Raw genomic sequence first — 23,473 nt, forward strand, 5'->3', positions numbered from 1 at the left:
GCTCCGCTCGGTTTTTTAGACGCTGTCGGACCGCTTCGCGGCCGACGAGTCCAAGCGGAAGACGACGACTTATTCGTCGTCGTCTTGAACGTCTTCGAAGTCGGCGTCGACGTACTCCTCGCCCTGTCCGGACGCGCCGCCAGCGCCGCCGGGGCCGCCTGCGCCTGCCCCACCGGGACCGGCACCGCCCATGCCGCCAGCGCCGCCTGCGGCCTGCTGTTGGGCCTGTCCGTCGTACATCTGCTTGCCGATCTCCTGCAGTTCCTCGGAGAGTTCCTCGGTGACCTGCTCGTAGTCCTCGGTCGTGGCGTCCTCGTCTTCGAGGGTCTCTTCGACGTCCTCGATCTTCGCCTCGATATCGGACTTGATGTCGTCGTCTAGCTCCTCTTCGTTCTCCTCCATGAGCGTCTCGGCGCGGCGCACCGCGGCCTCGGCTTCGTTACGGGCCTCGATCTCCTTGCGCCGTTCCTCGTCCTCTTCTGCGTGCTGTTCGGCCTCGTTTTGCATCTCCTCGATCTGCTCGTCGGAGAGGCCGGCACCGCCCTCGATGGTGATGTCCTCCTTGTTACCCGAGCCCTTGTCCTCGGCTTCGACGTTGACGATGCCGTTCTCGTCGATGTTGAACGAGACTTCGATCTGAGGCGTGCCGGCGGGGGCCGGCGGGATGCCCGAGAGCGCGAACGCGCCCAGCAGTTCGTTCTCCTCGGCGATTTCACGCTCGCCCTGGAAGACGCGGATCTGGACTTGCGTCTGGCTGTCCTGGGCGGTCGTGAAGATCTTCGATTCCTCCGTGGGAATCGTCGTGTTCTTCTCGATGAGGCGCTCGAAGAGGCCACCCTTGACCTCGACACCCAGCGAGAGCGGCGTCACGTCGAGCAGAACGATGTCGTCGACGTCGCCCGAGAGGACGCCACCTTGGATGGCCGCGCCCAGCGCGACGGCCTCGTCGGGGTTGACGTTCTTTTTGGGTTCCTGTCCGGTCATCTCCTCGACCTGCGCTTGGACCTGCGGCATTCGGGTCGACCCGCCGACGAGGATGACCTCGTCGATGTCGCTCTGACTGTAGCCGGCGTCAGAAAGCGCCTGCTCCGTCGGCCCGACGGTGCGCTCGATGAGGTCCTCGGTCAGGGACTCGAACTTCGCGCGCGTGAGTTTCTGTTCGAGGTCGAGGGGGCCGTCGTCGGTCGTGGCGATGAACGGGAGATTGATGCGGGTCTCCTTGCGCGAGGAAAGTTCGACCTTGGCTTCCTCGGCGGCCTCTGTCAGCCGCTGGAGAGCTTGTCGGTCGTCGCGCAGGTCGATGCCGTGCTCGGACTCGAACTCGTCGGCCAGATAGTCGATGATGGCCTCGTCCCAGTCGTCGCCGCCGAGGTCGTTGTCCCCGTTCGTGGCGACGACTTCGTAGACGCCGCCGCCGAGATCGAGGATAGAGACGTCGAAGGTCCCCCCGCCGAGGTCGTAGACCAGTACCGTCTGGTCGGACTCGTCGTCGAGCCCGTAGGCCATCGCCGCGGCCGTCGGCTCGTTGACGATGCGTTCGACCTCGAAGCCAGCGATTTCGCCGGCGTCCTTGGTCGCCTGCCGCTGACGGTCGTTGAAGTATGCGGGGACCGTGATGACGGCCTTCTCGATCTCGTCGCCGAGGTACTCCTCGGCGTCGCGCTTGATCTTCTGGAGGATCATCGCCGAGACCTGCTCTGGCGTGTACTCCTCACCGTCCAGTTCCACGGAGTAGTTCTCCTCGCCCATGTGGCGTTTGATGGACTGGATAGTCTGTGCGGGGTTCTTTACGGCCTGATTCTTCGCTGGCTTGCCGACGAGGCGCTCCCCGTCGTCGAACGCGACGACGGAGGGTGTCGTCCGCTCGCCTTCCGCGTTGACGATGATTTCGGGGTCGCCACCTTCCATGACCGCGAACGCGCTGTTCGTGGTCCCGAGGTCGATACCCAGAATTTTGTTGCTCGCCATCTTACCCGGTTATACCTCTCTGCGCCGGTTAAAAGTTGCTAGATGTACCGACGACAGTTGCGTCCGAACCGCTCGCTGCCGGTGGTTTCGTCCATCTCGGCCCCCAGTGACCGAATATTATAAGTTGACCGCAAAGTCACCGCTCAGCGGTCGATAACTATCCGGACGCTCTCGCTCGGCAGTGATATCCTGTGAACCGCGCGTTTTCCGTACTCGTAGACATAACATATATTTAAATCGTAAAATATACTCATAATTTCTGAGGGGGACGTATACCTCTTCTAGGCTATTTTCGTGTGATTATATAGTTGGTAATAAGATGGGTCGTCTGTAAAAGCCAACGTGTTACCTTCCCCAGACCTGCGCCGTGCTGGACGTGATCCTCGTCTGAACCGATGGTCCCTGTTTGGTTGTGAAGGTAGCACTGACCCAAAAATGAGACAGACGAACACTGCACGTATCGGACTAGTCGCGCTCCTCGTCCTCTCCGCAGTCGTCATCGGCGGCATCTTTGCCCCGGGCGCACTCGCCCGAGACGCCGGCACTGACACGACGAGCGAGGGTGAGACGACCGCGACGCCGATACACGATGGCGAAACCGTTTCGATGACGACGACTACCGCACAGAACTTCACGTTCGACGTGACACGCGGCGAGGCGTTCACCCTGACTGCCACTCTCGACGCGAGCACGTCGTCGTTCGACGACATCACCATCAGCGTGTACGACGGGAATGGAACCGAAGTCGGTGCGCTCTCGGGTGGCGACAACCCCGCGAGTACCAACATCCTGATGGAGGACTTCGACGCGAAAGCGGGTGACGTTGCCGAAGCCAACCAGACGTATACGGTCCGCGTCACCGAGGAAGGCGAAAAAGAGAAACAGTACGACCTGACCCTCGAAACACACCGACTGGACCAGTACGATCCCGACGAGTCGCCCGAGTCGGCGACGGTAGTCGATAGCAACGCCACGATCGACGCCGCTGCCGCCAACTACGACGACGACCACTACGCGGTGAATCTCACCGCGGGCGACGAGCTGGAAATCGATGTCGTCTCAGATGTGCACGACCGCGAGTGGTACGAGCAGGTGTCCGTCACCGCTCCGAACGGCGAGGATGTCGCACTCGACGACTACAACGAGTCGTTCGTGGCCGAGCAAAACGGCACGTACATCGTCGAGGTCGGGTTCGAACCCGCCGCGACGATGGACCCATCGCTCGACTCGGCAGCGTACACGCTCGAACTCGACCACTCGCCCGTCAAAAAGAGTGAGGACCCCCCGGTAGCGGACCCAGAACCCCCGGAGGACGGAACCGAGAACGATAGCTGTCCGTAACCACGGGCTGACACTCCTCCGGTGAAGTACCCTCCTCATTTTTCGGTGAACGAGAGAAATATCGCTGATAGCGGGTTCGCTCGTCGTCCCCTGTGCTGTCCTACCCGCGACATTCTGTCAACTATATGCCTGGAACGTCCGGAACTGACGCTGGCCCGATAGGCGACCGCCTCGGCCGAACTTAGCGCGCCTCCAGATAGACGGAACAGCCGTCTCACGCCGTCAATGTGGCATTTAGCACACGAATAACGCTATCTGTGGGGGGTTGAATGTTTAGATAAACCGTTTACAACCGATTACCGCACCGGTAATAAGGTATCTACCGTGAGCACTTCTCTCTGTCGCCTTCCTGCCGGACGAAGCCACTCTCCGTGGTCCCCGATCGGTTTCGGAGGTGACACAGTGCAAGCTATGTCATACGGAAACCTGACACGTATCGGTCTGGTCGCACTGATGGTTCTGTCCGTCGTCGGCGGTGGCGTCTTCGCCACCGCGGCTGTCGCCCAAGACAGTCAACCGACGGCAGACGAGGACAGCGGCGCGACCCCGATCCACGACGGCGAAACGCTTTCGGTAACGACGAACAGCACGCAGACGTTCACGTTCAACGCGACGCGCGGCGAGGCGTTCGCGTTGACTGCAACTCTCGAAGATGACGCTCCCGCGTACAACGAAATCGCGATAAACGTCTACGACGAGAACGGCACTGAAGTCGGCAAGCTGGACCGTGACGAAATGCGGACGGGCGAAGACAGCACCGCCGAGGCTGCCGATGTCGCCTCGACCGACGGGACGTATACCGTCAAGGTCGTCAAGGGCGGTGACAAGACGGTCAACTACACGCTCGCACTGGAGCAGAAACGCTTCGACGAGTACGATCCGAACGAGTCACCCGAGACGGCCACCGAAGTGGACGCGAACGCGACCATCGAGGCCGCGTCCGCCGCGTACGACGAGGACAACTACGCCGTGAACCTCACGCGCGGCGACGAGATGGCTATCAACGTCACCTCCGACGGCTGGGAGCGGTTCTGGTACGACCAGGGCTACGTCATCACGCCCAGCGGCGAGAAGATCGGCATCACCCCGACTGACGCGGAGAGCCCGGACCACCACTCGACGCTCCGATTCGAGGCGAACGAAACTGGGACCTACGTCGTCCACTGGGAGTACAGCAACGAGAACGGCTCGGACAGATTCACGCCTGAACCATACTCGCTGGACCTCCAGCACACCCCTGACGACGAAGTCACCAACCCCTTCGAGGACCCAGAGGAGTCTCCCTCGAACCCTGACGATGGAGGAGACACCGGACCCGAGAAGAACCTGCCCGACGAGGAAGTCACGACGTACTCGGTAACGACCAACGCCACTGAGACGTTCACGTTCAACGCGACGAGCGGCGAGGCGTTCGCCGTCGTCGCCACGCTGGACGAGAACACCTCTGACTATCAGGACGTCGCTGTCACCGTCACGGACGAGAACGGCAACGAAACGGAGAACGTCCCCGGCGGACAGCCCAACGACGTGACGGAGACAGTCACCGCTGACTTCACGGCGAAGGCCGCAGACGTCGCCGAAGCTAACCACACCTACACCGTCGAAGTGCAGGCTATCGGCGACGAACAGCGTCAGTACAACCTGACCATCGCGAAAGAACAGCCCGACCAGGACGACCCCAACGAGAACGTGGCCGACGCGACCAGCGTCGATGCGAACGCGACCGTCGACGCCGTCGCTGCCAGCTACGACGACGACAACTACGCCGTGAACCTCACCGCGGGCGACGAGATGGAACTAGACGTCATCTCGAACGCCTCCGACCACGAGTGGTACGAGCGCGTGACTGTCACCGCGCCTGACGGCGAGAGCGTCTACGTGGACGACTACAAACCGTCCTTCGAGGCCAAGCAGAACGGTACCTACGTCGTCTCGGTGACGTTCGGTCCGCGCGCGGCCGAAGACGCAGACCTCTCTTTAGAGGCGTACACGCTCGAACTGGACCACATGCCGGACGATACTATCGACAACCCAGAAGACGATGGCCCCGACCCGGTCCCACCGGAGAACGGAACCGACGACGGCAGCGACGGTGACGGAGACGACAGCGACGACCCGACCTGTCCAGTGTAGAACTCTCGCACAGACACCGGTTCCATACCGGGACTGGCCTGTACGTTCCCTCCATTTTTGACGCGCCGAAAGAACTCACTCCGCCAGCCGCGCTACTCTTCGTCGCTGACGGTGACCTGCGCCTCGCGGAGCACCTTCTCGGCCATCTCGTAGCCGGGGCGATGCACGTCCGCGATTGCGCCGGAGTCCTCGTCACTCTCGACCCGCGCGAGGACCTGATGTTGGGTCGGGTCGACGTCCTCACCGGGTTGTGGGTCGATGACCTCGACGTTCTCGGCGGCCAGCACGTCGTCGAGTTGACGAAGCGTCGATTCGACGCCGGCGCGAATCTCGGCGTCCTCGTCCTGTTCGAGCGCCCGTTCGAGGTTGTCGCGCACGTCGAGGATGCGGGTCACGAGGTCCTCGGTGGCGCGCTGTTTCTCCTCCTCGCGGCGCTTTTTCATCCGCTTCTTGTAGTTCTGGAACTCCGCCTGTTTGCGCTTGAGCTTCTCTTCTAACTCCGCCGCCTCCTCGTCGAGGCTTTCGACCTGTGATTCCAGGCTGTCGGCACGGTTCCGTAGCGCAGTCAGTTCTTGTGCGATCGCTTCGGGGTCCGAGTCAGCGACCCGTTCGACGAGTTCCTGGTCGGCCGTCTCACCGTCGGTGACGTCGTCGAGATCGATGTCGGCCGCATCGACGTCGTCGGGCGCGCTCTCGACGTCCTCCGCATCGACCGCCGCGTCGGTCGATTGCTCCTCGGCCGCGTCCTGGTCAGTCATACTCGAAGCGTACCGTCACACGAATAAAAGGATTCAGAAACGTCGCTGCTCGCCTGGGTCTGTCGGCTGCCGATTCCCTACAACAGGAGGCTGACGACCATGAGTACGAGGAAGACGAGTACCAGTATCTTCGCGATTCTCATGCTGAGACCGGCGATTCCTCGGAACCCGGCCACGCCAGCGACGATGGCCAAGACCAGAAAGAGGAGTGCGAACTCGAGGAACCCGCCGGACTGCAGCGGTGTCATGATGCCGTTCTGTAGCATACGCTCGAAAGTCGTCCCCCGGATGCATTATTACGGACGACATAATATACGCATATCCGGACATTCAGCCGGTATATCGTCTGTCTTCTTCGATACAGGTTGCGGCGTCGCTCGACGGTCCGCACGGCAGTACTCGGGGAGAAGCGTCGGTCAGTCGCTGGCTCCGACCCGTGAGAACCGACACTGGGTCGGGCTGTCGACGGTGACGGCGTATCCGCAGTACTCGAACGTGAGCACGCAGGACGAACAGGTGTTCTCGTCTGCGAACAGGGTATCGAGCGCCGTCGGGTCGAGGATATTGCTCAGCGGCGGGAGTTCAGCACACGAAAAGCCGTGGAGATGGGCGACACAGAGCGTGACGACGTCGCTCATTGCCCCCGGGCGATCGACCGTCGCGTAGTGACAGTCGGCGGTCGGGACGTACATGAGCGAGATCGCCGCCGATTCGGACGCTCGGCCGGTCATCGTTCGATAGCCGATCGGCTCGGCGACGGCTGCTGTGGTTGCTCACGCCACCACGGCGAACCAACGGCAGTTCGGAACGGGATAGTCGGCAACTGTCTCGGCTGCTCCAACGAGGCGCTACTGCTCATCTGTGCCGACCGACGCAATACACAAAAAAATCCGTTCTGACGGACCGGTCGAACTATCAGTCATCGTCGGTGGTTGGGACGAACGCCCCGCTAATCCCGTCCGCGAGTGCGTTGATAGTCGAACGACCATCACGCTGCCGGTCGATCAGTCCGTCTTCCTGGAGTCGCTGCAGATGGTAAGAGACGGTACTCTTCGTGAGGCTCACCTGTTCGGCGAGTTCGCCTCCCGTCGCGGACCCGTGTCGGTCCAGCGCGCTGAGGAGGGCACGCCGCGTCCCATCCTCGACCGTCGCTGGCGAGACGCTGTTCTCGGCGTGTGCCGGGAACAGATAGCTCCGCCCGTTCTCGTTCGTCCGTTGTATCAGCCCCTCGTCGACGAGGACGCGGACGTGATAGCGGGTCGTCGAGACGTGGGTATCCGTCTCACGAGCGAGTTCGGTGACGTAGACGCCGGGGTCGGTACTGACGGCGTCGAAGAGTCGCTGGCGCGTCTCGTGTTCCAGCGGGTCGCTGTCACCGAATCTGGTGTAGCCAGCGACGGCCGGAACTACTGGAACGATGTCCGTGACGGGGAGACTCACGCTGAACAGCCCATCCTGGAGTTGTAGCAGAGTGGATGCCTCCAGGCGGTCGTCTCCCGTTCCGAGGCCGGGCATCCCGCCGGTACTGACTGCTTGATGCAACGCAGCATCGTCGGGTGACCTGACCGCCGGTCCTGCCGCTACCGCTGGCGACACCGTTGCCGCCAAGACGAGGATGGCGACGAGACCGACGGACGCTCGGAGTGTAAATGTCATGGATTTGTCATCCACGCGGGTTACGGGCGAGTCTGCAGGCCACTGCCCGAACCCATCGGGGGGTTACCCTCCATCCACTATAAGATGGGCGGATAAACCGACCGTCTTAGAACAGTTATCGACCGCTCAGTCGAAGCAACTCTGCTCCGGTATTCGACGGCGGGAAAGCGTTATCAGCGACTGCGGCCAACCGCAGAGCGTGCTGGAGTTGACGTTCGAAGACGGGACGATCCGCGTCGCGGGAGACCCGAAGGTGGACCTCCCCGGCGTCGATCGGGACGCTCGGTCGGAGAGCGGCCGAGCACCCGCCCACAGATACGCTGCGCTGCTCGATGCCCTCGACGGACGCGGAGTCGAGTACACGGACCGGGTTCTCGACGCCTCCTCGCTCGACCTCTCGACGACGTACGACCTTCGTGGGTACCAACAGACAGCGCTGGCGGCGTGGCGCGACGCCGGCGACCGCGGCTGTCTGGAACTGCCGACCGGGAGCGGCAAGACGGTCATCGGCATCGCCGCGATGGTCGCGCTTGGAACGCCCGCGCTCGTCGTCGTGCCGACCATCGACCTCGTAGAGCAGTGGCAGCGCGAACTCGAACGGGAGTTCGACCGCCCGATCGGCCGACTCGGCGGCGGCGAGCAGCGAGTCGAAGCCGTCACCGTTGCTACGTACGACTCGGCATATCTCCGGGCGGACGAACTGGGCGACCAGTTCGGACTGGTCGTCTTCGACGAGGTTCACCATCTCGGCGGAGAGGGCTACCGCGACATCGCTCGCTTGCTCGCCGCGCCCGCCCGTCTGGGCCTGACGGCGACCTTCGAGCGCCCCGACGGTGCTCACGAAGTCGTCGAAGAACTCGTCGGGCCGCTCGTCCACCGCGTGGAAATCGACGACCTCGCTGGTGACCACCTCGCCGACTACGACATCAAGCGCATCGAAGTCGCGCTGACGCCCGAGGAACGCGAGCGCTACGAGGACCAGCAAGGAACGTTCACCGACTATCTCGCCCGGTCGGGAATCGAACTGCGTTCCGGAAGCGACTATCAGGAACTCGTCAAGCGCTCGGGGACTGACCCCGCGGCCCGCGAGGCGTTGCTCGCAAAGCAACGCGCCCGAGAGGTGATGATGAACGCCCGGCGGAAGGTCGAGCGACTCGCGGAGCTCCTCGACCGCCACCGGGACGACCGCATCATCGTCTTCACCGCCTACACCGACCTCGTCTATCGCCTCTCCGAGCGGTTCCTGCTTCCGGCAATCACCCACGAGACGGGTGCTGGCGAGCGCCGGGAAATCTTGGAGCGGTTCCGCGATGGCACGTACTCCCGGGTCGTGACGGCGAACGTCTTAGACGAAGGTGTTGACGTGCCCGACGCCAACGTCGCCGTCGTCCTCTCTGGCAGCGGGTCCGAACGGGAGTTCACGCAGCGTCTCGGCCGGATACTCCGTCCGAAGGCGGACGACTCGCGTGCGTTGCTGTACGAACTCGTCACCGAGGAGACGGCCGAGGAGCGCGTGTCCCGTCGGCGGCGATAGGGGGTTTCGCGCTCTAGCCGGGACGTGTACTCGTCGTTCGGCCCGAATACATAACAGGCGCCGGGCAGTGAGTTCGTGTAGATGCAGTCGTTGTTCTCTCTCAACTCGATAGCGGCGCGGAGGCGCGAGCAGTGCGTCTGATACAGATACGAGTCGTCGACGACCATCTTGAGGCGGTTCAGACAGTCCTCGACGACCGTGAGATCGACTACGTGGAGACCGAGGAGAAGAGCAACGACGAGGAGGCGTCGCTCTTTCAGTTCCCGCTCCCGCCGGAGGCTGTCGACGAGGTGTTCGCGGAACTCGAAGCGGCGGGGATGGACCCCGACCGGTACGCCGTCATCGGGTCGGTGGAGACGTCCCGTTCGAACCAGACCGCCACTACGGAACGTCACGACGACCGGATCTCCCACGACGAACTCCGTGGGCGGGCTATCGGAATGAATCCCGGTTCCATCACGTACTACGGGATGACTATCCTGAGCGCGGTGGTGGCGACGGCGGGCCTCTTATTGGACTCGCCGGCCGTCGTCGTCGGGTCGATGGTCATCGCGCCGCAGGTCGGGTCGGCGCTGACGGCTTCCGTCGGGACCGCACTCGACGACCGTGCGCTGGTCAAGGAAGGGTTCCGCGACCAGATACTCGGGCTGTCACTCGCCGTCGTCAGTGCGGCAGCGTTCGGGATGGTCCTGCGCTACGGCGGATTCGTTCCCAGCCAGTTACGCGTGGGGACGGTCCAGCAGATATCCCAGCGCATCTCGCCGGGGTTCCTCTCGATGGCCGTCGGCATCTGCGCGGGGGCCGCCGGCGCGTTCGGCCTCGCGACGGCGCTGCCCGTCTCGCTCGTCGGCGTGATGATCGCGGCCGCGCTCATCCCGGCCGCCGCCGCCGTCGGAATCGGCCTCGCGTGGGGCCTTCCGCCTGTCGCACTCGGCGCGGGTATCCTCCTCGTGGTGAACGCGGCCTCCGTCAACCTGGCCGGCTTCTCGGTCCTCTGGGGCCTCGGGTTCCGGCCCTGGGACTGGCCCGACGGGGAGCCGACGCTCGGGACCGCTCGCAAGTACGTCCCGACTGTGCTGGCGCTCGCGGTGTTGCTGGCGACGTTCGCCGGTGCGAGCACGGTGACCGCCCGCCAGATGCAAGTCGAGACGTCGGTCAATGACGCCGTCGAGGAGGTACTGAACGAGGCGGCTTACGAACGACTCCGACTGCTGTCGGTGCGAACCCAGTTCGGGGGCGTCTCCATCTATCAGTTGGACCGAGAGGTCACCGTGGAGGTGAGCCGCCCCGACGGCGAGGTGTACCCGGCGTTGGCCGGGCGACTGGACGCCGCCATCACCCCGGCTATCGGGCAGGAGACGAGCGTCGAAGTGACCTTCGTGAACCGGCAGACGGAGGGTGCCTGAGACGAGCGACGACCGGTCGCCCCGCTGCTGGGCCGCTTTCTCGTGGCCCGACCCGTGTGACACGAGGCGTTTTTGCCAGTCGCCGTCGGAGAGACAGTCGTGCTGACGAAGGACTTGCTCCGCGTCTCCCGGGCCGGCGGCGGCTACCACCCGCAGTTCGCCGACGAGGGAGACGAGCGCCTCGCCGCCCGCGTCCTCGGCGTGTATCAGGGCCACGTCGGCGAGACACGTGCGGCACTGCAGGCCGCCCTGACCGACCTCGAAGGGGAGGCCGCCGACTTCAAACTCGTCCGCGGGTTCGCCAAGCTCGTCGAGCGCGAGGCGACCTTCGAGACGCGGGCCGACGTACCACCCGAACGCGCCCGAAAGCGGGTGTTCGAGGCGGCCGAAGCCGTCGGCGTCGTCACCGAGAGCGAGCGAGCGGCGGCCCTCGACCGGGCGGCCGACCGGCTCGGCGTGGACGCGGCGGCGGTCGAGTCGTCGCTGTACGCCGATTTAGACGATCGGCAGGTGCTCGCGGCCGTCGACTCGCGGTGGTCGCCTGCCGAACTCCGCATCCAGTACAACCTCTCGCTCGCGCAGACGGCGCTGTTCGACGCCATCGAGGTCAGGGTCCGCTCGTCGGACCCGACGACGCTCGTCTCAGCGGTCAAGCGCCTCCGGCTGATGTACGAGATTCGAACGACGCCGGCGGGCCGGGAGGTCGTCGTCACCGGCCCTGACGCGCTGTTCTCGAACACGCGGCGCTACGGGACGCGATTCGCTCGCCTGCTCCGAACGGTCGCCGGGGCGTCCGAGTGGGAGCTGACGGCGACAATCGACGACCGCGGGACCGAGCGCGAGCTTCGCCTCTCGCAGGACGACGTGTCGGTTCCCGGCGTCGAACCCGTGGCCGAGGTGACCTACGACAGCGGCGTCGAAGCCGACTTCGCCGCTCGCTTCTCCGCGCTGGACCTCGACTGGGGACTCGTCCGCGAGCCCGAGCCCCTCGCCGCCGGCGAACACGTCGTCGTCCCCGACTTTGCTTTCGAGTGGCGACCCGGCGGGACGAGCGAGGTCCGAGACACGGGCGACAGCGACGCACAATTTCGCGTCTTCTTCGAGGTGATGGGCTTCTGGACGCCGGAGTACGTCGAGAAGAAACTCGATAGGCTCGCCGACCTCGAAACCGTGGAGATGGTCGTCGCCGTCGACGAGTCGCTCGGCGTCGGTGAGACGCTGGAAGCACAGGACCACCGCGTCGTCCCGTACTCGGGGAGAGTCAGCGTCAAGGGCGTGCGCGACGCGCTCCGCCCCTACGAAACCGAACTGGTCGCCGAGAGCGCCGCCGACATCCCCGCGGAACTGCGACCCGACGCCGACGTAATCGCGCTCTCTGACCTCGCGGCCGACCACGGCGTCAGCGAGGACGCTCTCGCCGAGAAATCGTTTCCCGACCACGAACTCGTCGGTCGCACGCTCGTCCGTCCGTCAGTACTGGATGCCGTCGCCGCCGACATCGAGGCTGGCATCTCGCTGTCCGATGTCGAAGCCACGCTGGACGAGTACGGCATCGACGACGCTAGTGCGGTGCTTTCCCGACTGGGTTACCGAGTCGAGTGGGAGGGGCTGAGCGGCGGGACGGTGCGAGAGCACGAGTAAGGCGGCCGACCGATTTCTCGCGGGTGTCGTATTCGCGTCTTACTCTCAGACGCCGCCGATAGCCGACGCATAGTTATCGCCCCTCCCCGCGGTAGCCGAACCGCTATGACGGCAATCAAGATAGTCAAGGTACTGGGAACATCCGAGGAGTCGTGGGAAGACGCGGCTCACGAGGCGGTTTCACAGGCCAGCGAGACCATCGAGGACATTCACGGAATCGAGGTCGAAGACTGGACGGCCAACGTCGAAGACGGACAGATAACTGAGTACAAGACCACGGTCGAGGTGGCGTTCCCAGTCCACAAACAGCAATAGCGACGAAAACTCTCAGGTATCGAGATCGCGGCGACGCCCCTTCGGCACCTGCGAGCGCAACTCCCCGTAGACGAACAGGCCGACGCCGACTGGTTCCGGCTCCCCGGCGAGGTCGTGAGTGACGACCAGATACCCCCAGTCGCCCTCCCAGCCGAGTTCCTGGTCGTCACCGGCGACGAACCGTCTGGCTTGCTCGTCGGTGAGGTGGACGACGTTCTTCGTCGCGTGGTGGCCGAAGCGCTGGACCGCCTCCAGCGTCGGCTTCCAGTGTTCCTGTCGCGTCCGGAGGAACGTCATCCCCAGCCCCTCGATTTCCACCGGCGAAGGCGGGTCGCCGCGGTATATCCAAATCTTGCCAGCGCCCAGTTCCCAGAACGTGTGGTCGGCGAACGTCTCGGGGTCGACGCCGAACCGCTCGTCCCAGAAGTCGAGCACTTCTTCGCGTGTCGCGCGACCCTCGTCCTCTCGTTCGTCGGCGGTTTCAGGGAGGCGCGTGAACTGCGTGCTGTCGTTGCTCATCCCGTCACCGCCAGTTTCGCACAGAAGAAGCCGCCCGTGTCGTTGTGGTGTGGGTAGATGCGTTTCGCCTTCGTCACGCTCGGATCGAAGGAGTCGCCATCCCACTCGGTGACGCCCTCGCGGTGGGCGAGCGGCAGGTCGTACTCGACGAGTTCGCAGTCCTCCTCGCCCAGAACGTGGTCGAGGACGGCCTCGTTCTCCTCGGGAGCGAACGTACACGTCGAGTAGACGACCGTCCCGCCGGGGTCAGTCACCTGCACCGCGCGGGTAAGAATACCCTTCTGGACGCCCGCGATGCCCTCGACGTGCGAGAGCGACCAGTCGTCGAAGGCGTCGGGGTTCTTCCGGATGGTCCCCTCACAGGAACAGGGGACGTCCACCAGCGCGCGGTCGTAGCTCTCGCCGCCAAAGGGTTTCAGCGAGTGGTTGCGGCCGTCCTCGTGCGTAACCGCGACGCTGGTCGCGCCCAGTCGCTCGGCGTTGCTCCGCAGCGCCGAGATGCGCCCGAGGTTGTTGTCGGTCGCGATCACTTCTCCGTCGTCGTCCATCTGTGCGGCCAGTTGCGTCGTCTTCGTGCCCGGCGCGGCGCAGGCGTCCCACACTCGCTCGCCGGGCTCGGGGTCAAGGACGGTGGCTGGCACCGCCGACACTTCCTCCTGTCCGTGTGTCCACCCGTGGAAGTACGGCCAGTTGTTCCCCGGCGAGTCCTCGGGGAGGACGAACAGCAGGTCGTGCCAGCCGACGGGTTCGTAGGCGACCCCTGCCTCCTCCAGGGCCGCCCGAACCTGCTCGACGGTGGCCTTGACGGTGTTGACCCGAACCGCCGACGGGAGCGGCCGCTCGCAGGCCGCCCGGAACGCCTCGAAGTCGTCGACGATGGGCCGATACCGCTCGATTGGTTCCATTGGCCCCGGATTCGACGGGGGCGCGTTTGTGGGTTTCGAACGACCTTTTTCCCGCTCGGGTGGCCTGCGGCCACCACTCGCGGCAAAAACGTCGATGAAAAAGGCCGAACGCTCGTTGCACTCGCGTTCGGTGAAACCGCGCCTGCGGCGCGGTATGCTCAGCGCCTTCCGACCCACGTCGGGTCGCCGTAGGCGACCATTCTCTACTCACGGGCGCTGCGAGACGGTTCCACCGCCTCGATTGCGCGGCGCTACGCGCCGCGCAACGCTCGTTCACAGGTTAGCGAGGAAGCGAAGCTCTCTCGGCGATGAAAAAGGCCGACGACTCGGCGATGCCTCGCCGTCGGTGAACCAATTACTTCACTTCGTTGTGCATCTCGTCGATCATCTCGTCCAGGTCGGGTTTGCCGCCGCCGGGCTGGCGAGGCGTGTAGCTGAACTCGCCGTTCCCGTCGGGCGCTTCGCCCTGCGTCCACGGCTGTTGTGGGTCCTCGCGTTCCTCGCGAGCAGTCGACATGAACGTGTAGTTGTACTCCTGGTTCTCCTTCGACTGGTCGAAGCTGTTCGGGACCGGACGGTGCTCACCGAGCGCTTCGAGGGCGGCGTGCCACTGGTTCTGGTGCATCGTGTCCCGGGCGATGAGGTATTCGAGCATGTCCTTCATGCCGGGGTCGTCGGTGAACTCGTAGAGCCGAGTGGCGAGGAGTCGCCCCGTGGATTCGGCCATCACGTTGGCGTACAGGTCGGCGGCGAGGTTGCCAGAGGCGACCACGTAGTTGCCGGTGAACGGCGCGCCGTTGCTGTCGACGGGCATCGCGTGGAGTCCCGCCGAGAGGGCCTGTCGGGGCTGTCCCGAGCGCATCATCTCGTCGATGACGGCGTCCTCGCGGGCCGTCTCGCGGGCCTCGTCGGACGCCCCTTCGAGATTCTTCGAGACGGCGGTCGCCAGCATCTCGATGTGGCCAAGTTCCTCGGTGGCGGTCTCCATCAGGAACTGCCGGATCTCCTGTTTCTCGGCGGGAACCGCGAACGCCTGAAACATGTACTGGAGCGCGACGCGCATCTCGCCTTCGGCCCCGCCGATGGCCTGCTGGAGCATCTTCGCGAACTGGGGATTGGGCTCTTCGACTTCGACCTCGAACTGGAGTTCGTCGTCGTGGTAGAACACGGCATCGGCGGTAGGGCGAGAATGAGAAAGAACCGATTGCCTGCAAGTGCTTGATAAATTGTCGCACAGCCAAGGGCCGACTTACATATTCGGAACCGTCCCCCGTCGAAGGGGTACTCCGTGGCCCTGCCTTTCAAGCCGTCTGCGACCCTCTGTCGAGACATGGCACAGGTACAGGTCCACCGAGACGATATCGAATTCGAGGAACCCACGCTCGTCGAGGGGTTGCCCGGCGTCGGCCTCGTCGGGAAGATCGCCGCCGACCACCTCGTCGAAAGTTACGACATGGAGCACTACGCCAGCGTGCTCTGCAAGGGACTGCCGGAAATCGCAGTGTACACAGAGGGAGATCCGACGGTTCGAGCGCCGGTCCGGCTCTACGCCGACGCCGAGCGGGACTTGCTCGTCTTACAGAGTGACGCGCCAGTCTCGCCGGCGGCCGCCGACGAGTTCGCCAGTTGCCTCGTCGGGTGGTTCGAGAGCCACGACGTCGCACCGATATTCCTGAGCGGGATGCCCGCCGAGAAAGACGGTGTCCCGAAAGTGTACGGCATCGCAACCGGCGACGGGGCGTCGCTGCTCGACGAAGCCGACATCGGCACGCCCACCGAATCGGGCGCGGTGACCGGGCCGACGGGTGCGCTCGTCCACGAGGCCCAGCGAATCGGAATGACAGGCGTCGGCCTCGTCGTCGAGGCAGACCCGCAGTTCCCCGACCCCGAAGCCGCGAGAGCGCTCTTGAATACCGGTATCGGCCCGCTCGGTGAGTTCGAGGTCGACACCGATGCGCTGGTCGAACAGGCCGAGGAGATCGGCGAGGCCAAGGAGCGCCTGGCGAAGCAGATGCAAAACGCCGAAGAAGAGGAGAGCACCAGCGCTCGACCGCTGGGGATGTATCAGTAATGGTCGACGCAGAGTCAGTCGCGCGGTTGGCGATACTCCTCGTCGCCGCAGTGGTAGCCCTGCTGGTCGGCTGGTTCCTCTTCGTGACGGTTCCCGGCGACCTCGCCCAACTGCTTGGGGTCGTCCTGGTCCTCGTCACCGTCTTCTTCGCGGTGCGTATCGCAGGCAACCTCGCCGGGTCGCTGATTCCGTCCCACAACGTCGCCGAAGTCGCCGTCGAGGGGCCGATAACCCGCGACGGCGGCGGTGGGGCCATCAGTTCGCCGAGGGGGACTAGCGCCGACGACGTGGTCGAACAGATCGAGCAAGCCGACGACGACCGCGGCGCGGAGGCGCTCCTCGTGAAACTCAACACGCCCGGTGGCGAAATCGTCCCGAGCGAGGACATCCGACTGGCTGCTGAACGCTTCGACGGTCCGACGATAGCCTACGCCACGGACGTCTGTGCCAGCGGCGGCTACGACATCGCTGCCGGTTGCGACGAACTCTGGGCGCGTGAGGGTTCCATCGTCGGCTCCATTGGCGTCATCGGGTCGCGGGTCAACGCCAAGGACCTCGGTGACCGACTCGGCCTCGACTACGAGCAGTTCACCGCCGGGAAGTACAAGGACGCCGGAACACCGCTGAAAGAGCTGACCGAGGACGAACGGGCGTACTTGCAGGGGCTCATCGACGACTACTACGACCAGTTCGTCGAGACGGTCGCCGAGGGCCGGGATATCGACGACGACCTGATCAGGGAGACCGAGGCCCGAGTCTACCTCGGAACCGACGCCCACGAACTGGGACTCGTCGACGACATCGGGACCCGCAAAGCAGTCGAGGACCGCCTCGAACACCTCATCGGGGAGCCGGTCACGGTCGCCGAGTTCGAACCTGAACGCGGCGTCATGGCCAGGTTCCGCGGCGGTGCACAGCAGGTCGCCTTCGCGCTCGGTGCCGGCATCACCGACACGATCGAGGGCGATGTCGACGGCCTGTCCTTCCGGAAGTAGCCGACGCCGGCGCGAGGGTTTTTATCTCGGGGCGTACTCAGGCTCAGTGTGACCACGTTGGTGGTGTGTATCGACCGGAACAGCCCGGTCGCGGACGAGTACCCGGTCGTCGGGCGGCACGCCGTCGAGTCGATGATAACGGAGACGGGCGTCGAAGATCCCGAAGACAGCCGCGTCAACTGTCTGCTGGAGGGGATTCGTGTGGCAGCGGACCTCGAAGCGAGCGGTGACGACCCGGTCGTGGCCGTCGTCGGCGGCGGGAGCGACGCCGTCGGTTCCGACAGGAAGATAGCCACCCAGACGGAGTCGCTCGTCGCCGAGTACGACCCCGACTCCGCCGTCGTCGTCGTCGACAGCGCCGAGGACGAGCGGCTAGTCCCCATCATCGAGAGTCGGGTCCGCGTCGACGCCGTCGACCGTGTCGTCGTCCGGCAGGCCCGCGACATCGAGTCGACGTACTACCTGCTCAAGCAGTTTCTCGCCGACGAGGAACTGCGAAAGACGGTCCTCGTCCCCATCGGCCTCGCCATGCTCGCGTTCCCGCTGTTGCTCATCGTCTTAGACAGTACCATCGCCGTCGGGACCATCGCCGCCGCTTTCGGCGTCTTCCTTATCTACAAGGGGCTCGGAATCGACACCTATCTCTCGCGGCTGCCGTCCCAGACCCGCGAGGCGCTCTACTCCGGTCAGGTGTCGCTGGTGACCTACGTCGTCGCCGCCGGCCTCTCCGTCGTCGGCATGTTCGCCGGCGCACTGGAAATCTCGCCCATCGACTCGACCAGCCCGTTTCTCCTCGCCAACCGCTTCCTCTTCGAGAGCGTCCCGTGGCTCACCGCGGCGGCGCTCGCAGCCTCGCTTGGCCGGTTGCTCGACGAACTCCTCGAACGCGAAGGGGTACGGAGCGCTTACGTCAACCTCCCCTTTGGCGCGGTGGCGGTCGGGCTCGTCGTCCGCGGTTTCTCGGCGTACTTCCTCGAACGCGCGAGCGTGTTTGGCCCGTTCCGCGTCCCGCCGATGGACTTCGGCGTCGTCGAGATCAACGGCTTCGCCATGGAAGCAGGCACCCGCCTCGCGCTGTTCATCCTTGCGGGCATCCTCATCAGCCTCGTCGGCGTTCGGGTCGCCGCCTACGTCAGTAAGACCGACATCGAACAGGAATTGGCCGAATAGACAGCGATTTACGCCCGGCCGGGCAACCCCCGGACATGACAGACGGCGCGTGGGTGTCGCTGTTCTCCGGCGGCAAGGACTCTTCGTGGGCGCTCTACCGCGCGCTCGAACGCGGGTACGCCGTCGAGCGACTGGTGACGGTCCACCCGGAGGGCGATTCGTACATGTATCACGTCCCGGCCACCCGGCTGGCATCGCTGGCCGCCGAGAGCATCGGCATCCCGCTGCTCGAAGTCGAACCCGACGACTTCGAAGCGGCGGACGCCATCGACTCCGGACGGCAGGGCGACGAGGAACTCGAACCACTGGAGGCCGCCCTGCGCGAACTCGACGCGGAACTACCCGACGGCGTCGGCGGCGTCACCGCCGGAGCCGTCGAGAGCGAGTACCAGACTACGCGCATCGAGGCGATGGCCGAACGCCTCGAAGCGAACGTGTTCGCCCCGCTCTGGCAGGAGAACCCCCGTGACCTCGCCGACGCGATGCTCGACGCTGGCTTCGAGATTCGTATCATCCGCGTCGCCGCCTACGGGCTCGACGAGTCGTGGCTGGGCCGCCGCCTCGACGCCGACGCGCTCGACGAACTCGAAGCCCTCCACGAGGAGTACGGCGTCCACATCCTCGGCGAAGGCGGGGAGTTCGAGACGCTGGTGACCGACGGCCCGCACATGGACCAGCGAATCGAGCTGGAGTACGAGACGGAATGGGACGGCTCTCGCGGGACGCTTCAGGTTACGGACGCGTGGCTGGCTGAGTAACGAGTTACGTCGGCACTGTGTCGCGGTTCTGCGCCCACTCCAAGACGGGTTCCAGCCGTTCTGCCAGCTCTTCTCCGTCGTCGGTCAGTTCGTACTCGACGCGGGGTGGAATCTCGTCGTACTGCTCGCGCGTGAGAAGGCCGGCGGCTTCGAGGTCGTCGAGTCGCGTGGAGAGCGTAGACGTACTCGCGTCGGGGAGGTGGTCTTCCACCGTCCCGAAGCGGACCGTCCCGTGGACGGCCACGATACAGACGATGTCCATCACGTACTTGCGACCGAGCAGGTCCAGCACGTCCGAGAGCAGGCAGTAACACCGGGGGTCATCGGCCGAACAGTCGAATCCTTCCATAGCTTCGTCTCCGTGGACTTACTCCGATACTTCGGACTTGACAGTATAATAACTTCGGATAGCAAAGTACAGTCGGAATGGCAGACGATACCATCGATTGGAACGGACTCGGACCGGAGCTAGACCTCGAAACGTTCGACCTGCCGCCGGACGTCGCGGCGGGACTCGGACGGCTCTACGGGACGGACCCGCCGCGGACGGGCGAAGAATGGGTCAGACAGATGCGAGCCGCACGGCGAGAGACCGTGGGCCGCGAACCGACCGTCGAGGACCTCTGTACGACTGAGGACGGTCTGCACGCATTCGTCGGGCGGGAACACAGGCAAGAGTACGTCTGCGTACTGGACCCGCTGATGGTTCCGTTTCTCACTGGGGACGCAGGGACCGTTCGGTCGAGGACGCCAGAGCGGGACGCGATAGTCGAGATACGGATCGACGAGGCAGGAATCGACTGCTCGCATCCCGATGCCGTCGTCTCGCTCGGTGTCTCCGAACACCTCGACGGCGACGGCGACCCGACGCTCGAACGCATCTATCGGCAGGTGTGTGGCTACGTCCACGTCTTCGAAGACGAAGCCGAATACGAAACGTGGGCCACCGAAATCGACGCGGCGACGACGAGCGTCCCGGCCGCAACGGGCATCGCTATCGGGCGTGAACTCGCGGCGACGCTGTTCGAGTCAGCGGAGTGAGAAATCGTCGAGTCGGCGGTGCAGTCGCCGCTTTCAGTTACCGTTGGTCAACTGCGTGTGCGCACCGATGAGCGCGCCGGCGAGGTCCAGACTCTCGATATGGGTGTCCTTATCGATAATAGAGTTGCGGATGTCGGCGTCGATGATGGTCGCGTTGGGGAAGACGACGGTGTTGTCGAGGCTGGAGTTGACGACTTCTGCGCCCGAGAGGATGTGGACGTTCTCGCCGAGCGTCGTGTTCTCGACATCTGCGTCCTCGGCGACGAGGGTCTCGCCTTCGAGTTCCCAGGCGACGGCTTCGAGGTAGCTCTCGGGGGTGCCGATGTCGTACCACGCCTCGTCGAAGGTAAAGGAGCGGACCGGCCCGTTCTCGACCAGCCACTGGATGAACCAGCCCGGCTCGTCGGGGTTGTTGCCGCCCGAGAGGTACTCGTCGAACCGGATAGATTCGGCCGGGAACGCGTAGCAGGCGATGGAGACGAGCGTACTCTTGGGGTTGGCGGGTTTTTCCTGAAAGTCGACGACCTCGTCGCCGTCGGTCTCGATGAGGCCGTAGGACTTCGCCTTCTCCAGCGAGCCGACGTCGTAGGCCGCGAGCGTCGGGTCGTCGTGGGACTCGAACTGATCGAGGAAGTCGGCGATGTCGAAACTGATGAGGTTGTCACCGGCGACGACCAGCAGGTCCTCGTCGCCGAGTCCCTCGCGGTCGACCAGTTGGGCGAGCGCACCGACGACGCCGAACTTCTCGTCCTCTTCGGTCGTCTCCTCGATGGTCAGGTCGACCTTGTCGTAGGAACTCGCCGAGAGGTGGTCGCGGAAGTCCTCGGCGAACCGCTCGTTCGTACTGACGAAGATATCGGTGATGCGGTCGTCGGTCTCCAGATCTTGGAGGATACGGTCGATGACCGTCGAATCGCCGATGGGGAGGAGCATCTTGGGCCGCTGTTTCGTCACGGGCCAAAGTCGAGTTGCGTACCCGCCTGCGAGGACGATCGCTTTCATACCGGCACCGACTCCTCGGACAGTCAAGTTCCTTTTCATCTCTCGGCATCGCGTCATTTATCGGTGTCCGCGGGAACCACTCTCGTATGACTGGGGATGACAGTGCGAACGACGAGGGTGGCGACGAATCGGCAGACGCGACAGGGGACGAGCTTGAAGTAGACGCGGTCGACGAGGAGGAAATTGAAGCCCCCGACGCAGCCGACTCGACCGCGGAGGCCGAGGAGAACGTCCTCGATAAGATGAACGAGATCAACGTCGAGCGGAAGCTCGGCGACCTCCGCGCGATGTACGGCGAGTTGCCGGTGACCGAGGAGACGTTCGAACTGTCGCCGGCCGACTACACCGAGGTGTTCACCGCGACGAACAACACCGGCTACGACGGCAACAGTGTCGTTTTCATCGTCCGCGACGGCGAGGACCTGCCCGAGTTGAGCGAGAACATCCCGGCACACGCCGGCGGCGACACGCGAGACCGCGTGCTGATGGTCCTGGGTCGCGGGGCCGACGTGTGGGCGCTGCCCGGCGGCGGCGAGAAGGTGCAGTACGAGTCGATGCAGGGAACCACGCTCCGACGTGCGAACGAACAGACGAACATCCGCTGTACCATCGACAGCGTCGAAGAGGTGTTCCACCGCAAGTACTACCCCGAGACGGACGCACAGGGGTCGGTCCACACACTCGACGTCTACTTCCGAGCGACGTACGCGAGCGGCGCTATCGAGGTCGACGAGTCGGAGCTGATCGGCGCGGCGTGGTTCGCCGAACCGCCCGAGCGGATGACCGAGGGGGCGAGACAGCTCTGGGAACGCTTCTTGGACGAGCGCGACCGCTCCGAGGAGCTACCCGACGAGGCCGAACGGACCGACGAGGAAACAGCCTGACGTCGCTGGCTCGCAGATTCGTTTCTCTCGACTCATCCGAGCATCGCGAGAGGAGTCGCTAGCCGAATAATTATCTGCCGGCCATGCTAACTGATAGCTATGGCCACAGAGAACCCGCGAGCGAGTCGGCACGAGGAGATCACAGCGATTCTGGACGCGAAGGGCGACGGCGTGAGAGAGACGCGTGACGACGCCGATAAGTACACCGTCGTCGGTGCGGCCAGTCGGGAGACGTTCGCGAACTGGCTAACGCCGATCGAGGAACATTTCGTCTGCCACCGGAACGACATTCCCGGTGCCGACGAAGACACGTGGACCGTCTCGTTGGCTGGCGACGCCGAGGGAACGCTCTCGATAGGGACAATCAGAGACGAGTTCCCGACGGTAGCGGTCGCACACACGATGGAGTGTGCCGGCAACGGTCGGGGACAACATCGTCCCGAGACGGGGAGCGTCCAGTGGGGTTTCGAGGCCGCGGCTACCGCGTTCTGGACGGGGACGCCAGTCAGCTCGGTGCTCCGCGAACACGGAATCTCGTCGGCTGACGACAAATGGCTCACCGCCATCGGCGGCGACCCCTCCGACGACGAGGACGTCTTCGCGCGCTCGATTCCGCTCTCGAAGGCCCTCGACGACTGTATCCTCGCCTACCAGATGAACGGCCAGCCGCTCCCGCGAGAACACGGCTTCCCGGTGCGTCTCATCGTTCCCGGGTGGTACGGCGTCAACAACGTCAAATGGGTCGAGGAGTTGCGCGTCATGGACTCGATGGTGACCGAGGGGTCGCTCGACCGGCCGGGCGAGCACTCGTTCTGGCAACAGGGGGCGTACCGCATCCATCCAGAGGGCGTCGAACCCGACGTGAACGAGACGGTCGAGACAGTCGATACGTGGGCGCAACTCGAAGGCGACGTCAACCATCCCTACACGTTCGATACGACCGTGATGTCGGTCATCGGAACGCCCGACGGTGAGTCGACGGTCACGCCGCGGTCAGACGGAACCGTCGAAGTGCGCGGCGTCGCGTGGGCAGGCGACGATTCGGTCGAGGGCGTCGAGGTATCCACCGACGGCGGCGAAAGCTGGCACGACGCGGAACTGTTCGGGCCCGACTACGCCGGCGCGTGGCGACTGTTCCGCTACGAGTGGGCGGCCGAGCCGGGAACCCACGAACTGCTCTCGCGCGCGAGTGACGACCGGGGCCGCCGCCAGCCGGCCACCATCTCCGGTCCGGAATCGTGGCCCGACGCGCTCGACCACGACGAGTTCCCGTGGAACGAGGGCGGCTACGCCGCGAACGCCTACCGACCGAACGGCGTGGCGGTGACCGTCACCGACTCGGAGGAACCGGTAATCGAGTGAGCGCAGACGAGGCG

At 64.5% G+C, this 23,473-nt stretch carries 23 protein-coding genes; 13 read left to right on the forward strand and 10 right to left on the reverse strand.

What is annotated here, in order from left to right; translation table 11 throughout:
* Window positions 1-69: 69 nt before the first annotated feature.
* On the reverse strand, window positions 70-1,968 hold the full coding sequence (dnaK, locus tag E4S61_RS02480; protein ID WP_135302321.1) for a molecular chaperone DnaK: 1,899 nt from the start codon (window positions 1,966-1,968) through the stop codon (window positions 70-72).
* Window positions 1,969-2,403: 435 nt separating this feature from the next.
* On the opposite strand from dnaK, the gene E4S61_RS02485 reads away from it, so the two are divergent.
* Both E4S61_RS02485 and E4S61_RS02490 read left to right on the forward strand, forming a co-directional pair.
* On the forward strand, window positions 2,404-3,309 hold the full coding sequence (locus E4S61_RS02485; protein WP_135302322.1) for a hypothetical protein: 906 nt from the start codon (window positions 2,404-2,406) through the stop codon (window positions 3,307-3,309).
* A gap of 402 nt (window positions 3,310-3,711) precedes the next feature.
* A complete protein-coding gene (locus tag E4S61_RS02490; protein ID WP_209309432.1) occupies window positions 3,712-5,442 on the forward strand; it encodes a hypothetical protein in 1,731 nt (576 codons plus the stop codon).
* A gap of 92 nt (window positions 5,443-5,534) precedes the next feature.
* On the opposite strand, the gene grpE is transcribed toward E4S61_RS02490, so the two are convergent.
* From grpE to E4S61_RS02510, 4 genes are all read right to left on the reverse strand, one after another.
* Window positions 5,535-6,200 carry a nucleotide exchange factor GrpE gene (gene grpE, locus E4S61_RS02495; protein WP_135302324.1) on the reverse strand — a complete coding sequence of 222 codons (666 nt, stop codon included), beginning with the start codon at window positions 6,198-6,200 and terminating at the stop codon, window positions 5,535-5,537.
* 77 nt (window positions 6,201-6,277) lie between these two features.
* Window positions 6,278-6,448, reverse strand: coding sequence for a DUF1328 family protein (locus E4S61_RS02500; RefSeq protein ID WP_342447920.1), 171 nt, complete (start codon window positions 6,446-6,448; stop codon window positions 6,278-6,280).
* Between the two features lie 168 nt (window positions 6,449-6,616).
* Window positions 6,617-6,931, reverse strand: coding sequence for a HalOD1 output domain-containing protein (locus E4S61_RS02505; RefSeq protein ID WP_135302326.1), 315 nt, complete (start codon window positions 6,929-6,931; stop codon window positions 6,617-6,619).
* Window positions 6,932-7,115: 184 nt separating this feature from the next.
* A complete protein-coding gene (locus E4S61_RS02510) occupies window positions 7,116-7,856 on the reverse strand; it encodes a winged helix-turn-helix transcriptional regulator (RefSeq protein WP_135302327.1) in 741 nt (246 codons plus the stop codon).
* Between the two features lie 199 nt (window positions 7,857-8,055).
* Here E4S61_RS02510 and E4S61_RS02515 point away from each other — a divergent pair, with 199 nt between their 5' ends.
* The 4 genes from E4S61_RS02515 (at window position 8,056) to E4S61_RS02530 (ending at window position 12,752) form a co-directional block, all read left to right on the forward strand.
* On the forward strand, window positions 8,056-9,390 hold the full coding sequence (locus E4S61_RS02515) for a DEAD/DEAH box helicase (protein ID WP_135302328.1): 1,335 nt from the start codon (window positions 8,056-8,058) through the stop codon (window positions 9,388-9,390).
* Between the two features lie 131 nt (window positions 9,391-9,521).
* Window positions 9,522-10,796, forward strand: a complete 1,275-nt coding sequence (locus tag E4S61_RS02520; protein ID WP_135302329.1) for a TIGR00341 family protein — start codon at window positions 9,522-9,524, stop codon at window positions 10,794-10,796.
* 99 nt (window positions 10,797-10,895) lie between these two features.
* Entirely contained in the window at window positions 10,896-12,437 is a 1,542-nt protein-coding gene (locus tag E4S61_RS02525) for a DUF790 family protein (protein WP_135302330.1), read from the forward strand.
* 105 nt (window positions 12,438-12,542) lie between these two features.
* Window positions 12,543-12,752 (forward strand): dodecin family protein, encoded by a 210-nt coding sequence (locus tag E4S61_RS02530; protein ID WP_135302331.1) that lies wholly within the window; start codon window positions 12,543-12,545, stop codon window positions 12,750-12,752.
* A 12-nt stretch (window positions 12,753-12,764) separates the two neighbouring features.
* Here E4S61_RS02530 and E4S61_RS02535 read toward each other — a convergent pair whose 3' ends face one another.
* The 3 genes from E4S61_RS02535 to E4S61_RS02545 all read right to left on the reverse strand — a co-directional run bounded on the left by E4S61_RS02535 (window position 12,765) and on the right by E4S61_RS02545 (window position 15,344).
* Window positions 12,765-13,271 carry a DUF7122 family protein gene (locus tag E4S61_RS02535; RefSeq protein WP_135302332.1) on the reverse strand — a complete coding sequence of 169 codons (507 nt, stop codon included), beginning with the start codon at window positions 13,269-13,271 and terminating at the stop codon, window positions 12,765-12,767.
* A complete protein-coding gene (locus E4S61_RS02540; protein ID WP_135302333.1) occupies window positions 13,268-14,176 on the reverse strand; it encodes an RsmB/NOP family class I SAM-dependent RNA methyltransferase in 909 nt (302 codons plus the stop codon). Before E4S61_RS02540 ends, E4S61_RS02535 begins: the two co-directional genes overlap by 4 nt.
* 355 nt (window positions 14,177-14,531) lie before the next feature.
* Window positions 14,532-15,344: a manganese catalase family protein gene (locus tag E4S61_RS02545; protein ID WP_135302334.1), complete on the reverse strand. Its 813-nt coding sequence runs from the start codon at window positions 15,342-15,344 to the stop codon at window positions 14,532-14,534.
* Window positions 15,345-15,506: 162 nt separating this feature from the next.
* Between E4S61_RS02545 and E4S61_RS02550 the strand changes: the two genes are divergently transcribed.
* Genes E4S61_RS02550 through E4S61_RS02565 form a run of 4 tightly spaced genes read left to right on the forward strand, consistent with a single transcriptional unit; the run spans window position 15,507 to window position 19,170 of the window.
* Window positions 15,507-16,247 (forward strand): proteasome assembly chaperone family protein, encoded by a 741-nt coding sequence (locus E4S61_RS02550; RefSeq protein ID WP_135302335.1) that lies wholly within the window; start codon window positions 15,507-15,509, stop codon window positions 16,245-16,247.
* Window positions 16,247-17,242, forward strand: a complete 996-nt coding sequence (sppA, locus tag E4S61_RS02555; protein ID WP_135302336.1) for a signal peptide peptidase SppA — start codon at window positions 16,247-16,249, stop codon at window positions 17,240-17,242. The genes E4S61_RS02550 and sppA overlap by 1 nt, the downstream gene beginning before the upstream one ends.
* A gap of 48 nt (window positions 17,243-17,290) precedes the next feature.
* The gene (locus E4S61_RS02560) at window positions 17,291-18,412 is read left to right on the forward strand and encodes a DUF373 family protein (protein WP_135302337.1); all 1,122 of its coding nucleotides are present in this window, start codon (window positions 17,291-17,293) and stop codon (window positions 18,410-18,412) included.
* Window positions 18,413-18,447: 35 nt separating this feature from the next.
* On the forward strand, window positions 18,448-19,170 hold the full coding sequence (locus E4S61_RS02565; RefSeq protein ID WP_135302338.1) for a diphthine--ammonia ligase: 723 nt from the start codon (window positions 18,448-18,450) through the stop codon (window positions 19,168-19,170).
* Between the two features lie 4 nt (window positions 19,171-19,174).
* Here the strand turns inward: E4S61_RS02565 and E4S61_RS02570 are convergent, their stop codons facing one another.
* Window positions 19,175-19,519 carry a winged helix-turn-helix transcriptional regulator gene (locus E4S61_RS02570; protein WP_135302339.1) on the reverse strand — a complete coding sequence of 115 codons (345 nt, stop codon included), beginning with the start codon at window positions 19,517-19,519 and terminating at the stop codon, window positions 19,175-19,177.
* 77 nt (window positions 19,520-19,596) lie between these two features.
* On the opposite strand from E4S61_RS02570, the gene merB reads away from it, so the two are divergent.
* Window positions 19,597-20,211 carry an organomercurial lyase gene (gene merB / locus E4S61_RS02575; protein WP_135302340.1) on the forward strand — a complete coding sequence of 205 codons (615 nt, stop codon included), beginning with the start codon at window positions 19,597-19,599 and terminating at the stop codon, window positions 20,209-20,211.
* Between the two features lie 33 nt (window positions 20,212-20,244).
* On the opposite strand, the gene E4S61_RS02580 is transcribed toward merB, so the two are convergent.
* The gene (locus E4S61_RS02580; RefSeq protein ID WP_135302341.1) at window positions 20,245-21,213 is read right to left on the reverse strand and encodes a sugar phosphate nucleotidyltransferase; all 969 of its coding nucleotides are present in this window, start codon (window positions 21,211-21,213) and stop codon (window positions 20,245-20,247) included.
* Window positions 21,214-21,299: 86 nt separating this feature from the next.
* Between E4S61_RS02580 and E4S61_RS02585 the strand changes: the two genes are divergently transcribed.
* The gene (locus tag E4S61_RS02585) at window positions 21,300-22,097 is read left to right on the forward strand and encodes an NUDIX domain-containing protein (protein WP_167768389.1); all 798 of its coding nucleotides are present in this window, start codon (window positions 21,300-21,302) and stop codon (window positions 22,095-22,097) included.
* Between the two features lie 99 nt (window positions 22,098-22,196).
* Window positions 22,197-23,459, forward strand: coding sequence for a sulfite oxidase (locus tag E4S61_RS02590; protein WP_135302342.1), 1,263 nt, complete (start codon window positions 22,197-22,199; stop codon window positions 23,457-23,459).
* Window positions 23,460-23,473: the final 14 nt, after the last annotated feature.

This window comes from Haloarcula amylovorans, assembly GCF_004681185.1.
Classification (GTDB): domain Archaea; phylum Halobacteriota; class Halobacteria; order Halobacteriales; family Haloarculaceae; genus Haloarcula; species Haloarcula amylovorans.